Genomic DNA, 15099 nt, shown 5'->3' with positions numbered 1-15099 from the left:
TTGATATTGAGCATGTTGAACAATATCTATTTGAAGATTCAGAATTAAAAGTTTTGTAGATTTAATTTTTGATTACCTGCCGGAATCCAGAAATTGTATAAGCCCATAAACATTATTATTGATGGTTTTCATGTTTTCCATGAGTGGCATGTAATAATCGTAACTGCTGCTTAAAATTCCTTTGTTTGAATCACGGTTTGAATAATCCGTTTCTAAATTTTCGGGATCATTATCCTGATATCTGAACCAATGCCAACCGACACAGCCCTTGCTTTTCAGCAATTCAATAATGAAATTCTGATAGAAATACCCCCTTTCTTTTTGTGTCGGCACATTCCAGCCAGCGCCGGTTTTATTCGGCAATCCTGAATCTTCTCCCTTGGTGTAAAATTCAGTGATAATGAAAGGCTTTCCCGACCAGTTGATCCAGTTGGAGAGAACAGGCTGTTCCGGTTCCCACTTTTGGTAATGATTGATGGAGATGACATCCATATATTTTCCTGCCACCTCAAATATTTTAGGATTATCTAATTCATCCTGTGCCTGATTAAATCTACAGCCCAAATACATGTGATTGCTGTCGAATCTTTTGATTGCAGCCGTCACTTTTTTCATGTAAGTTTCAAAATAAAAACCTGTAAACTCCTGCCTGTCTTCGTCTGTAATATCTTCTATGGAAGCATTTTTATTTTTTCTTTTGTCTAGCCATTTTTTTGCAGCAATATATCCGGCTTCTTCTTTGCCCAATTTTTTCAGATGTCGGTCTAAAGCATCGTCTACCCAGGGTAATTCGTTATCTGTAAAATATCCCAGTAAATATTTATCATCTTTATATTTCTGAATTTTAGAAATTTCTCTTTCTACAAACTGATCAAATTCGGGATCGAAAACCATAGCCAAATCATATCGGAAGCCCTGCCATCCGGCCTCTTCATATCTGCCGCTGAATTTTTTCAAATGCTGAGATTTGTATGCTCCCATCGGACTTACAATCACCGTATAAACCAATGGCTTTTTACTCTCACGAATCGCATCTACGTTTGACCATGCTCCGGAACCGTTGAATCCGTTTTGTTTAAGAAATTTTGATTCTGCTGAAATCCAGTTTTCACGGTTTTTATATTTTGAATTAAATGCTTTCTCCTGATTTTTGGAAGTTCCCGGACTTAAAACCGCTACCCCTTTGTGAATGAAAGGATAACCTTCGGGATCAATAATCCACCAGCGACTGTTTATTTTTTCGGTTCTGAAAAATCCTGTTGCTTTTGTTTTAAAAGAAATCCATGATCCGTAAGCGTTTGGTTTCGGATCTTTTGAAGAATGAAACCCCTTCATTTTATCTATCGTTTTTGCTGTATAGCCTTTCCAAACAGAATCTTCTGCATTTTTACGAGCCATTACTTCATGATAATCGCCTGTAGAAAAAACTGAAATATTTTCAGGAGCTGCATTTTGTGCATGAAGCATTTCTACAACTGAAAATTCCAATAACATTATGGCTAAAAAGCCTGTCCTGACAAGAGTTTTTAATTTACTTTTCACAATAACTAATTTCACTATAATTAATGTTTCAAAGTTTGGAATATCTTGAATTCTTAAAGGTTTTAAATATGTTTAAATAAGGGTTAATATGTGTTTTTTAACCCTTATTTCAAGCTACCGAGTTTTATTTTAACTCAAACTCGGTTTCCAAAACCTGATCAGAATTTGTTCCTACAAATATTTTAAAAATTCCCGGCTCAACAAGATAATTTCCTTCATTATCAAAGTAGCCAAGTTCCTCTTTGGTCAGGATAAAGTTTATTATTTTCTGTTCGCCTTTTTTCAGATCAACCAATTCAAATCCTTTTAATTCTTTCACAGGTCTTACCAAAGTTCCAGAAACATCTCTTATATAAAGCTGCACCACTTCTTTTCCGTCATAATTTCCGGAATTTTTAATTGAAACTGAAACTTTTACAGGCTCGCCAACTTGAAATGAATTTTTATTTAATTTTAAATCTTTATAATCAAATTTGGTATAGCTCAAACCATGTCCGAAAGGATAAAGCGGTGTTTTGTCTACATCAGAATAATGCGACCAGAATACATTGTTATCAACATTCGTTGGTCTTCCTGTGCTGAAATTGTTATAATAAATGGGAACCTGACCCACATTTCTCGGAAACGAAATGGGCAGTTTTCCGCTTGGATTGTAATCTCCGTAAAGCACCTGTGCGATGGCATTTCCGCTTTGTGTGCCCAGTTGCCACGCTTCCACAATCGTAGGAATATGATCGTTTGCCCACTGAATCGCCAACGGACGGCCGTTATTGAGAACCAAAACAATATTTTTATTTACTTTATAAACTTCTTCCAATAATTCCTGCTGATTTCCGGGTAGATCCAGGCTGGTTCTGCTGCGTCCTTCCCCACTCTGAAAACCATGCTCACCCAAAACCATAATCACAACGTCTGCATTTTTTGCTGTATTGATGGCTTCTTCAAAACCACTTTTATCAGTCGTATTGAACTCCAGTTCTTTTGTAAAAGTCGTCTTTCCAATGGTGACATCTGTTCCTTTTGCGTAAATAAGACTGTTGGTTTTGTACTGTTGCATCCCTTCCAAAACAGATACAGCGGTATTGTCGTCTGCAGCAATTCTCCAGCTTCCGAGTGGGCTGGTTTTGTCATTTGCCAAAGCTCCGATTAAGGCTATTTTCTGTCCGGATTTCTTTAATGGAAGCAAATTATTTTGATTTTTTAACAGAACAATAGATTTTTTAGCCATATCTAAAACTCCATCATTGTTTGATTTGCTTCCGCTAACCTCTTTCTCTCTTTTTTCGTCACAGTATTTATAGGGATCATCAAATAAACCCAATTCAAATTTCACTCTGAGAATTCTTCTTACTGCATCATTAATAACAGAGGCGTCAACTTTTTTATCATTCACAAGCTTGGCGAGTTCCTGTACATAAAGGTAAGATTCCATATCCATATCAGAACCTGCAATTGCAGCCCTTTCCGCTGCTTCCGAGCCATCTTTTGCGTATCCGTGTGCAATCATTTCTATGATGGAAGCCCAATCGGAAACAACAAATCCTTTAAAATTCCATTTGATTTTCAGAATATCTCTCAGAAGAAATTTATTTCCTGTTGCGGGAGTTCCGTTGAGGGTATTGAAAGCATTCATAAAAGTTCTTGCTCCGGCGTCATTTGCTGCTTTAAAAGGAGGTAAAACCATGTTGTACAGTTTAGAATTGCTCATATCAACAATGTTATACTCTTTCCCCGACTCTACAAAACCATATCCTGCAAAATGTTTCGCACAGGCTGCAATTGTATTTACTGCTGACAAATCATCCCCCTGAAAGCCTTTTACTCTTGCAATTGCGACTTTACTTCCTAGAAAAGGATCTTCACCAGCACCTTCCATCACTCTTCCCCATCTTGCATCGTGTGTAACATCTACATTGGGAGCAAAGGTCCAGTTTATACCTGCTGCTGAAGCTTCACTTGCAGCGATTGCGGCAGATTTTTTAATGGCGTCCATATCCCAGCTCGCTGCTTCTGCTAAAGGAATCGGACTTAAAGTTTTGTATCCGTGAATAACATCAAAACCGATAATAAGCGGAATTCCCAACCTGGTTTTTTCAACGGCAATTTTCTGCACTTCACGCACTTGTTTTACACCTCTCACATTTAATAAAGACCCAACCCAGCCTTTGCTGAGATGATCGTATTTTAACTTTGAGGATCCCGCTTTCGGTGCAGGACCTGTTACTTCCCAAAAACCATTATACTGATTCATCTGACCAATTTTTTCTTCTAAAGTCATTTGATCCATTAATAATGTAATTCGCTCTTCCGTCGTTTTTTTCTTATCTAAATGCAACCTGGTCTGTGAATTGAAAATTGCGGTGCTAAGCAATATTATACAGAAAGTTAAGTTTTTCTTCATGTTTAAAATTTTAGTTTAATAAAAACCCTGAAGAATGATCTTCAAGGTTCTCTGTTTAGCTAATTCAAGCTTTGTTAAATATTAAAATAATGTTAGTTTACAGTAAAATAAATATCATCTATGTAATAATCGAATGAGTTTGCAGCAGCTGTATAGTCGCTGTCATCTGTTCTTATTGTAAACTGCTTAATACTCGATTTTGCGGCGGCAACTGTAGAAAGAGCATCTGCTGTTCCGTCTTTCAAAAGATCAGCAAACGGAATTACCAATTCGTGCCATTGTCCGTCCCAAAGCATTCCGTATTTGGGAAGGCTTGGCTTTAATGTCACCCAATAATTCCCTGAATTGGTATTCAATCTGATTCTGACGTTTCTTGCTGTGCTTGATTTCACTGCAATATTCAGATAGTTGTATGCAGATGCATTGTAAGGTGATGTGGTAAGATCCATGTGCGAAAGAGCAAATCCTGTCTGAGGACTTCCGTTTCCTGTAGGATCAAAATGATAAAACAGACTTTTCGTACCATGATTTGTATTCGTAGACTGAAGTGTGATTGCCATATTTCCACCATTTGCCGGAGGAACTATTCCTGCATTTGTATTTAAAATATTTTTTTCAGTAAAAATTCCTACGCCGTTAATTGGCGGCGGCGGAACACTTACTTTTACATCTACTTTATCAAGAAGCGTTTTGGTTCCGGTAAAAAGCAAACGTACAGTGTGTAAGCCCTGAGTTAAATTTACTCCTGTAATAGTTTTGCTGATGAAAGCTGTTGGTGTAGGCGTAGAAAAGGTTCCGGTCTGTCCGATATCTGTAGTCGCTCCCGTACTCTGATTCATCTGCTGCAGTTTAATGGATGTCCCTCCTGTTGCATCAGCAGAAGCTACTCTGAATTCAAAATCGTAGTTTCCGGCAGTTGCAACATTGATTGTGTAATTTGTCCACTCACCGTTTTGTGTGTAATTGATAAAAGTAGCTGCAGATGTTACCTGTATATCAACTCCGTCATCGGTTCTGTATTGCGTACTTCCGTTTTGCACGGCAAGATTTTGCGCTTCGGTATCGTGAAAGGCAGTACCTTCACCTCCCAGATTGTAGTTTTCAGCTTCTATCGTTCCGGGGATGAGAACAGCGGTTCCACCGTAAGGCAACGGTGCATCGATTCCTTTTACTATAATGTTGAATTTTTTAGTTTCTACAGAATTATCGATGTATTTTACGACAAGTTTTGCCTCGTAAGTTCCCGGTGTACTGTATGATACCGCAACATTTGGGTTAATCGATGAAGCGGGATTTCCTCCGGCAAAAGTCCACGTTGTTGTAACTGCTTTAAAAGATTTGCTGGTAAAATCTATGCTTCCACCGAAGTTGACAGTTGTGGCAGAAGCCGTGGCCTCAGTATACGGTTTGTCGTACAATGCTACTTCTCTCAGCTCTTCTCTTTCACATGATTGAAAAGAGATGGCGACAAATAAAATTAAAAGCATGCCTTTCAAAAAGTGAGTAATCTTTAAATTCATAGCTTAATTGGTTTTTATGTAATGTATTGTTTTTTCCCGAAACAAATATTTAAATAAAACGCTACAACCAAGGTTCTGAAAATTTTTGTTTGGGGGTATAAATGTACTTTTTAAAATTGAATGCATTTTCTTTACTATATCTTTGAGATTTATTCATTCTAAAATGATTTTTTTTTATATTTAAAAGGTTTTTAATTAAAAAATAATGTAAATTCTCACTATACAAAACAATAAGTTGATTTTCAGTTTATTAAAAATAAAATACAGATTTATCGTTTTCAAAGGCGGTACATTTTTACCCCTAAAAAAATATATTTAAGCAGGTCAGGCAGTTTTAGTGAAATTATATTTGTCTGGTTTAATCAACAATTTATATGAAAGAAAAAGTAGTTGTCATCACAGGAGCTCTTGGTGTACTATGCAGAGTACTTGCTACCGGATTAGCAGAAAAAGGATATAAAATCGCTCTTCTTGCGAGAAAAATGGATGAAGCAGAAAAACTGGCTTCAGAAATTACAGCTTCAGGCGGAGTTGCATTTGCATTTAAAGCAGATGTTTTGAAAAAGTACAGTCTTGAAGAAGCCAGATTAAAAATCAACCAAAAATTAGGAAGCTGTGATATTTTGATCAACGGAGCAGGCGGAAATCATACTTCAGGAACAACTACCAATTCTTATTTTTCAGAAGAAGATCTGGATAATGAGACCGAAAATTTTAAAACTTTTTTCGATCTCGATGCAGAAGGAATAAAATATGTTTTTGATTTAAATTTTCTCGGAACATTACTTCCAACCCAAATTTTTGCCGAAGATATGATCGGAAAAGATGGCTGCAGCATCCTGAATATTTCCTCCATGAATGCTTTTACACCTTTAACAAAAATCCCTGCATACAGTGGAGCAAAAGCTGCAGTTTCAAACTTTACACAGTGGCTTGCCGTACATTTTTCTAAAGTTGGAATTCGGGTAAATGCAATTGCGCCTGGATTTTTCCTCACCAACCAAAACAGAAATCTTCTGATGACCGAAAACGGCAATTTAACAAAACGTGGAAACGATATTATCAATCAAACACCTATGAGCAGATTCGGGAAGCCTGAAGATTTATTAGGTACTACATTATTTCTGTGCGATGCTGATGCTTCAGGTTTTCTAACAGGCGTTATTATTCCTGTTGACGGTGGTTTCAGTGCATTCAGTGGAGTTTAAAAAAATAAAAAAAATGGAACAGTCATGGCGTTGGTACGGACCAAATGATCCCGTAAGTTTATCAGATATCACACAGGCAGGAGCAACGAGTGTCGTCTCTGCCCTTCATCATATTTCAAATGGTAAAGTCTGGACAACTGAAGAAATTAATTTAAGAAAAAGAATCATCGAAAGTGCAGGTTTAATATGGAAAGTTGTGGAAAGCATTCCGATACATGAAAATGTAAAAACCCGCTCCGGAAATTTTGAAATTTATATTGAAAACTACAAAGAAAGCATCAGAAATCTGGCAAAGTGCGGAATCAGTATCATATGTTACAACTTCATGCCGGTTTTAGACTGGACGCGAACTGATCTTGAATATACTCTTGAAGACGGCTCAAAAGCTTTGCGTTTTGATACCATTGCTTTTGCAGCCTTTGAATTATTTTTACTGAAAAGACCGGGTGCTGAATCAGAATATTCTGAATGCATTAAAACTGAAGCAAAAAGATATCTTGAAACTCTTTCGGAAGGAGACAAAACCAAGCTTACAAAAAATATCATCGCAGGATTACCCGGTGCTGAAGAAGGATATTCTTTAGAACAGTTTCAAACAATTTTAAATACTTATGCCACTATTGATGCTCAAAAACTGAGAGAAAATTTAGTTTTATTTTTAAAGGAAATTATTCCTGTGGCTGCGGAAAATGAAGTATTGATGTGTATTCATCCTGATGATCCTCCATATCCTATTCTTGGTCTCCCGAGGGTGGTGAGTACGGAAGAAGATTTTGCTCATTTGTTTTCTGAAGTCCCCCATCATTCCAACGGCATTACTTTTTGCACAGGCTCTTTAGGGGTGAGATCAGACAATGATTTGGTGAAGATTTTCAGAAGATTTTCAGACAGAGTACATTTTTTACATCTCAGAAGCACGCAGAGAGATGCTCAGGGAAATTTCTATGAGGCTAATCATCTGGAAGGCGATGTAGACATGTACAGCATTGTAAAAGAAATCATTACAGAAGAAAAAAGGAGAAAAAATCTTGGCAGAAAAGATTGTTCTATTCCAATGCGTCCTGATCACGGACATCAGATGCTGGATGATTTAAGTAAGAAAACAAATCCAGGATATTCTGCAATTGGGCGTCTGAGAGGTCTTGCAGAATTACGCGGTCTGGAATTGGGAATTTCCCGAAGTTTATTTTAAAAACCACTAAACCATGAATCATTTTAATCTAAATATCATTTTTAAAACATTCAGGAAACATTTTATTCAATGTCTTTTTGTTGTATTGAGCTTTAATTTTTTGAGCGCTCAGGAAACAGTTTTAAACTTTAATCAGATTAATAATGATGATGATTTTTCGCCCAGCATGATTTCAAGCATGATTCAGAGCAGTCAGGGATTTATCTGGATCGGCACCGAAAATGGACTCTTCCGTTATGACGGCTACAATTTTAACCGATACGCCAGAGACAAACAGACCACAGGAAACCTCAGCAACAATCACATCAACATCATTTTTGAAGACAGTGATAAAAATCTCTGGATAGGAACCAACCACGGCGTAAATTTCTTTGATAAAAACGCCAATAATTTTCATTCAGTAGATATTTCTAATGATAAGGGAGGCAGAAATTACATCACTTCTTTTGTGGAAGATGAGCAGAAAAGTCTTTGGGCAGGAACTTTCGGCGGTTTAAAAAAAATAAATAAGAAAACGAAAAAGCTCGAAAGCATTAACAGTGAGCTAGATAAAACACGTGTTTTATCTTTATTTTATGATAAAAGTTTTGGCATTTTTGTGGGTGGCTCCACAGGGTTGAAATGTTTTGATCCTAAAAGTCTGAAACAAAAATTACTTCCAAAAGTGATGTCTGCAAACTCAGAATTTTTAAAATCTAAAATAAAAAAGATTCTGAAAACCAAAAACGGTGATTTGTGGTTTGGTACGGAAACATCAGGTGCTTTTCTCTATTCTGCAAAAGAAAATTTGCTGAAACAATTTAAATTTAATCCTAATGATCCAACCTCTATTTCATCCAACTGGATCAGTGATATCGTTCAATGGGATGATAATTACATTTGGTTTGCCACAAAAGATGGACTCAGCATTTTTAACAATCATAAAAAAATATTTGCGAGAGTAAAGCATAATCCGCTAAATAATTTCAGCCTGAGCGATAATGATCTCAAATGTTTTCTCAAAGATCAGAGCAGCTCAATCTGGATAGGAACTGCCATTGGAGGAATAAATTTTTACAACAGGGCTAATTTAAATTTCACAAAAATTTCAGAAGCTTCGAACGGAAGTTTCGGGTTAAATAATTCTACGGCAACTGGGATTGTAAAAGAAAATGACCATGCGATTTGGGTAGGAACAAATGGTGGCGGACTGAATTATCTGGACGTCACCAACAAAATTTCACAATACTACTCCATCGCCAATAATGATGATAAAAATTTAAAAAACATCATCACTTCTCTGGTTGAAAAAGACAGAAATACGCTTCTCTGCGGAACTTTTAACGGTTTATTTCAATTTGATAAAAATTCGAAACATTTTTCTCACATTCCTTTAAACGGGGGCAACTCTAAAGAAAACGAAAGACCTGTTACCGCTTTAATGGTCGATGGAAGCGATATCTGGGTGGGAACCAATGGAAACGGATTAAAAAAAATAACCTCCGATGGAAAAATTTTAAATTATAAAAACGGATATTCAGGTGGTTCTCTTTCTGATAACTTCGTCATGGCATTGCAAAACAGACCCGATGGAATTTGGATTAGCACACAAAACGGACTTAATTATTTTGATAAAAAGCTTAATAAAGTAACTAAAATTTTCAATGCAAAAAACTCTAAACCCTTAGATAACAACAGCCTTACCGTCATGTTCACCGATTCTAAAAAAAGACTCTGGATAGGTGCAGACTACGATGGATTATATTACCTGAATGAATCTAATAACAAATTTTTTGTCTTAAATAAAAACAAAGGCCTTACAGACGCTACCATCAAAAGCATTACCGAAGACGCACAGGGAAATCTTTGGGTTGCTGCTGAAGATTTTTTATACAAAATAAAAATTAAAAACAACGGAAGATTTTTAAAAGACTCAGATTTTCAAATCACAAGATATTCTTCAGACGATGGTATTTCGGTGAAACAATTCTTTTATAATGCAGGGGTACAGCTGAATGACCGACTGCTTGTTTTTGGTTCATCCAGAGGAATTTTACTTTGTAATCCTGAAAAAATTGTGAAAACTTCCAACGTGGGAAAAACGGTGCTTACAAAACTTGTTGTAAATAATGAATCCATAGAAGCTGGCAGAGAAAATGATGTTCTGAAAAAAACAATTTCAGAAGTTGACGAAATCAAAATAAACTATGACCAGGGCTATATCGCGTTAGAATTCAGCAATCTTAATTTCATTAATCCTCAAAAAAGCAAATATGCCTATAAAATCAGCAAATCTCCATCTGAAGACGATTGGCGTTTTATAGGATCACAGAACAGGATAAGCCTTTCCAATTTGGATCCGGGGACCTATACCCTTTCAATAAAATCAAATAACGGAGACGGAAACTGGAATACCAACATCAAAGAACTCAAAATTGAGGTTTTACCACCTTGGTGGAGAACATGGTGGGCTTATTTGTGTTATGTAATCATATTTGTGGGGGCGAATTATGCAGTTTACCGTTTTATAAAGGAAAGAATAAAGCAGAGAAGAGAGAAATTTCTGGAACAGATTGAAAATGAACAGAAGCAGGAAATTTTAACCACCCAAATTAATTTTTTTACCAATATTTCCCATGAGATCAGAACACCTTTGACGCTGATCAAAGGTCCGGTGGAAGAATTATTATCATCTGAAAATGATGAAAAGACAACGTATAAACTGAAAACGATCAAGCAGAATTCTGACCGTTTACTGAAGCTTGTGAATGAGCTTTTAGACTTCAGAAAAGCCGAAAAGGGATATATGAAAATCTACTGTCAGAAACAGGACGTGGTTTCTTTTTGCTTCGAAATATTCGAATCTTATAAAAATCTCGCAGAAGAAAAAAATATTGAATACAAATTTGTCTTAAATTCTAACACCATTTTTGCATACTTCGACAAAAACCAAATGGAGAAAGTGGTTTTTAATCTGCTATCCAACGCATTTAAATTTACCAAGAAAAACGGAAAAATAGTATTTGCGGTGGAAAAAGGCTCGCCTGCCGAAAATGCAGTTTTCATTAAAATAAAAGACAACGGAATAGGCATTCCTGAGAATAGCAAAACGAGTGTTTTCGACAGATTCTTTCAGGTAGATGACAGAGGAGTGCATAACATGGGAAGCGGTGTTGGTCTTGCACTTTCGAAAAATATCGTGGAGCTTCATCATGGAGAAATTAGTACACCGGATGAAGAAGGTTCATGGGCAAAAACCGTCTTTCAGATTAAACTTCAGCTGGGTAAAAAGCATCTTACTGAACAGCAGATTGTAGAAAATACAGCTTCAGAGGATACTAAACAAATGCTGATAGATACAGAATATTCTCCCGCTGAAGAATCTAAAATTTTTAATTACGAAGAGGAAGATGAGTCTGAACTTGACAAAAAAACAATCATGATTGTAGAAGACAATGAAGAGATGCGAAAATTTATCATCAGTATTTTGTCTGATGAATATCATATGATTGAATTTGCCGAAGCCAAAGAAGCCATCATTTTTCTAGAAAAAGAAATTCCTGATTTGATTATCTGCGACGTTATGATGCCGGAAATGGACGGAATCGATTTTTGCAGACATATTAAAACTACCGAAGGTACCAATCACATACCTGTTATTTTACTTACTGCAAAAGCCTCGACGGATAACAAGATTGAAGGCCTTTCTACAGGTGCAGATGCATATATTACAAAACCTTTCAACACCAAAGAACTAAGACTGAACATCGCCAATCTTTTATCTTCAAAAGAAATTCTGAGATTAAAATACAGTGGTAATTTCATTCTGAATTCCGACTCAAACAAACTTAAAACCCCGGAAGAACTTTTCATTAAAAAACTGATGCGCATCATCGAAGAAAATCTCGAAAATCCTGATTTCGATGTCAACATGCTTGTAGATAAAATAGGAATGAGCAGAACGATTCTGTACAAAAAAGTAAATACGCTGACCAATCATTCTGTAGCAAACCTCATCAAAAACCTCAGACTTAAAAAAGCTGCGAATATAATTCTTACCACAAGTCATCCTATTTCTGAAGTAGCCTTCATGGTTGGGTTTAATGACAGAAAACATTTCAGCAAGGAATTCAAAAAAGTGTACAAAGTATCTCCCACTTCATACAAAAACGATACTGAATCAGGCGAAATCAACTGATTCTGAAATCTTTCAGGGTATTTTTCATTTTGATTTAACTTTTAATTAATATCAAATTAATTGATTTTCAATTAATTAAGTTTTAAAACACGTTTTACACCCCCAAAACGAATATATTTCTACCATGATATAATCTGTATAAAACATATTTGTAATTGTAGAGACTATAAAAACAGATTTAAAACAAACTAACGAAACCAGTCTAATAATTATGAAAAATATAAATGAGTGTATCGTAAGAAAAAAAAGGTCTTCTGAGATAAAACTTATTCTGCTATTATCCGTTTTTCTTTTTTCAGCTGAAGGTGCTGCTCAGGAGAAAAACAACTCAGGTAAAGTGACTGATTCTACGGGATCTGCGGGCGAAAAAGAAATAGAACAGGTCGTAATCGTAGGTTACGGATCTAAAAAGAAAAGCGACGTCATAAGTTCTGTAGTAAAAGTAAAAGCAGAAGATCTTGTAAAAGTTGCGACTTCCGACATCGGAGAAATGCTGAGAGGTAAAGCTGCCGGAGTACAGGTTACCCTTGCCAACGGTGCACCGGGAAGCTCTTCAAATATTCAGATTCGTGGGCAAAGATCGATTTCGGGAGGAAATAACCCTATTGTTATTGTAGATGGTGTACGTGTGGGAAGCATTAATGATGTTAATGCAAACGACATAGAGTCTATGGAAGTACTGAAAGATGCTGCAGCACAATCTATTTATGGAGCGAGAGCATCAAACGGTGTTATTTTAATCACTACTAAACGAGGAAAAGACGGAAAAGCAAGGGTGAATTACACTGGATTTTCCGGATTTCAGACGATTAACAGAAACTTTGATATCTACAGCGGGGATGAGTTTGTTCAGTTGAAAAGAGAAGCGTTCCGTACCAATAATGGTGGAGTTTACAGACCAGATTCGGAAATATTTTCAGCGCTGGAGCTGGAAAGTCTTCAAAGCGGAAGATACATCGACTGGGAAAAATTGGTTTTAAGAACCGGAGAAACCCAGAACCACGCTTTGAATATCTCCTCAGGCAACGATAAATTCAGTATTTTCAGCAGTTTAAATTATATCAATACGAAAGGAGTAATTCCAAATTCTGATTACAACAAAACAGGAGTCCGTATCAATGTTGACCAAAAAATTAATGACTGGATCAAAATCGGTTTCAACACTTCTTTTCAGTTTTCGGAGGCCAATAACCCTAATAGTTCTGGTGTTATACTCAATTCAATCACAACTTCACCTTTGGGAAAAGTGTATAACGACGATGGCTCACTTCGCCTTTTGCCGGGAGGTTTTGCCGAAAATAAGAATCCACTGATTGATTTAAGTGAAACCACCAATTTCGTTCAGAACAGAAACGATATTCTGAATATGTTTTTAGATTTTACACCATTCAAAGGTTTTAAATATAGACTTAATGCCAGCAGAAGATCATGGAATTATAAGAGAAAATCTTACAGCACTACCAAATCAATTTCGGGGCTTGCAAATAATGGTTTAGGAAGCGGAAGCATCCAGTTTCAGGATGAAACCGAATGGCAAATCGAAAATATTTTCACGTATAATTTTAATCTTGCAGAAAAGAATCACTTTGGAGCAACAGTAGTTCAAAGTATTTCACAGACAAGAAACAACAGCTTTGAAAATGCTTCACAGAATATTCCGAATGATATTTTAGGAATCAATGGTTTAGAATCAGCATTAATCAACACACCAACAATTTCTGAGTACAAAAGAGGTATCGTCTCGGCAGTAGGAAGAATGGAATACGATTATGACAATAAATACTACTTTACCATCGCCGGAAGAATGGACGGTTCCACAGTTTTTGGTAAAAACAATAAATGGGCATTTTTTCCATCTGCAAACGTAGGTTGGAATGTGCATCGTGAAAACTTCATGCAGAATCTTAAGCAGATCAATAATTTAAAATTAAGATTCAGCTACGGAAGTGTTGGAAATGAAGCAATCTCGCCGGGTTTAAGCCAAAGTATTGCTAATCAGAGCAACTATGTAATCGGTGGCGTTCAGGTTTCAGGATACATTCCGGGACCTACCCTACCTAATCCTAATTTGAAATGGGAAACATCTACAACTTTTAATTCTGCTGTAGATTTAGGTTTATTCAGAGACAGAATTACAGCAACAGTGGAATATTATATTACAAGAACAAAAGATCTTCTCGTACAGGAACAGCTTGATCAGTCTTCGGGATATACCAACAGATGGAGCAATCTTGGGGAAGTTGAAAACAAAGGTTTTGAAGCCACCATTAATGCTGATGTTATTAAAAAGAAAGATTTTAAGTTTAAACTTGGTCTTTCGTACACAAGAAACAGAAATAAAATCATCAGTCTTTACGGAAGAGATGCCAACGGAGACGGTATTGAAGATGATGATGTGCTTAACAGAAGATTTATTGGGCAAGCTATAAATGTGTATTATCAATATCAGCCAATCGGTATTTTCCAGCAGGGTGAAGATATTGCCAATTCTGCACAGCCTCTTGCATTACCTGGAGACATTAAAATCAGAGATGTAAATGGAGACGGAGTTATTAATGACAAAGACAGAGTGATCACTTCTCAGGCTCCGGATTGGTACGGAACTGTTTCTTTAGGTTTGGAATACAAAGGCTGGGATCTTTCTGCAGATTTCTACACGGTACAGGGTGTTACAAAAGACAACCCGTTTTTATACGGCTACACACAGGGTGGATCTTTGAGAGGAATCAAAAACGGAATCAAACAGGATTACTGGACACCCGAAAACCCTGGCGGAAATTTCCCAAGACCTAGTGAAGGAAACGATCCCAGCAATATTTATAATCTGGGGTTACAGGATGCCTCTTATGTACGTCTGCAAAACATCACTTTTGGCTACTCTTTTCCTAAAGATCAGGTTTCAAAAATTGGTTTGAGCAATCTGAGAATTTTCCTTACCGGAAGCAACCTTTTTACCATCACAGATTATCAGTCTTACAGTCCTGAAAAAACACCGGGAGATTATCCTGAAGCGGTGACAGTAGTGGCTGGAGTTAGATTAGGTTTCTAAATAATAATAT

At 36.5% G+C, this 15099-nt stretch carries 7 protein-coding genes; 4 read left to right on the top strand and 3 right to left on the bottom strand.

Going from position 1 to position 15099, the window contains the following annotated elements:
* Positions 1–72: 72 nt before the first annotated feature.
* From IC610_RS01145 to IC610_RS01135, 3 genes are all read right to left on the bottom strand, one after another.
* Complete coding sequence (locus IC610_RS01145; RefSeq protein ID WP_317173332.1) at positions 73–1542, bottom strand: hypothetical protein; 1470 nt, start codon at positions 1540–1542, stop codon at positions 73–75.
* A gap of 124 nt (positions 1543–1666) precedes the next feature.
* A complete protein-coding gene (gene bglX / locus IC610_RS01140; protein WP_191734842.1) occupies positions 1667–3943 on the bottom strand; it encodes a beta-glucosidase BglX in 2277 nt (758 codons plus the stop codon).
* A gap of 92 nt (positions 3944–4035) precedes the next feature.
* Complete coding sequence (locus tag IC610_RS01135) at positions 4036–5463, bottom strand: carbohydrate-binding protein (protein WP_191734841.1); 1428 nt, start codon at positions 5461–5463, stop codon at positions 4036–4038.
* A 374-nt stretch (positions 5464–5837) separates the two neighbouring features.
* On the opposite strand from IC610_RS01135, the gene IC610_RS01130 reads away from it, so the two are divergent.
* The 4 genes from IC610_RS01130 to IC610_RS01115 all read left to right on the top strand — a co-directional run bounded on the left by IC610_RS01130 (position 5838) and on the right by IC610_RS01115 (position 15089).
* The gene (locus IC610_RS01130; RefSeq protein ID WP_191734840.1) at positions 5838–6671 is read left to right on the top strand and encodes an SDR family oxidoreductase; all 834 of its coding nucleotides are present in this window, start codon (positions 5838–5840) and stop codon (positions 6669–6671) included.
* Positions 6672–6684: 13 nt separating this feature from the next.
* Positions 6685–7863, top strand: a complete 1179-nt coding sequence (gene uxuA, locus IC610_RS01125; RefSeq protein ID WP_191734839.1) for a mannonate dehydratase — start codon at positions 6685–6687, stop codon at positions 7861–7863.
* 13 nt (positions 7864–7876) lie between these two features.
* Entirely contained in the window at positions 7877–12040 is a 4164-nt protein-coding gene (locus tag IC610_RS01120; RefSeq protein ID WP_191734838.1) for a hybrid sensor histidine kinase/response regulator, read from the top strand.
* A 211-nt stretch (positions 12041–12251) separates the two neighbouring features.
* Positions 12252–15089 carry a SusC/RagA family TonB-linked outer membrane protein gene (locus IC610_RS01115; protein ID WP_191734837.1) on the top strand — a complete coding sequence of 946 codons (2838 nt, stop codon included), beginning with the start codon at positions 12252–12254 and terminating at the stop codon, positions 15087–15089.
* Positions 15090–15099: the final 10 nt, after the last annotated feature.

The organism is Chryseobacterium caseinilyticum (assembly GCF_014837145.1).
Taxonomy (GTDB): domain Bacteria; phylum Bacteroidota; class Bacteroidia; order Flavobacteriales; family Weeksellaceae; genus Chryseobacterium; species Chryseobacterium caseinilyticum.
Note: the sequence above shows the minus strand (reverse complement) of the source record. Positions and strands in the feature narration are given on the sequence as shown.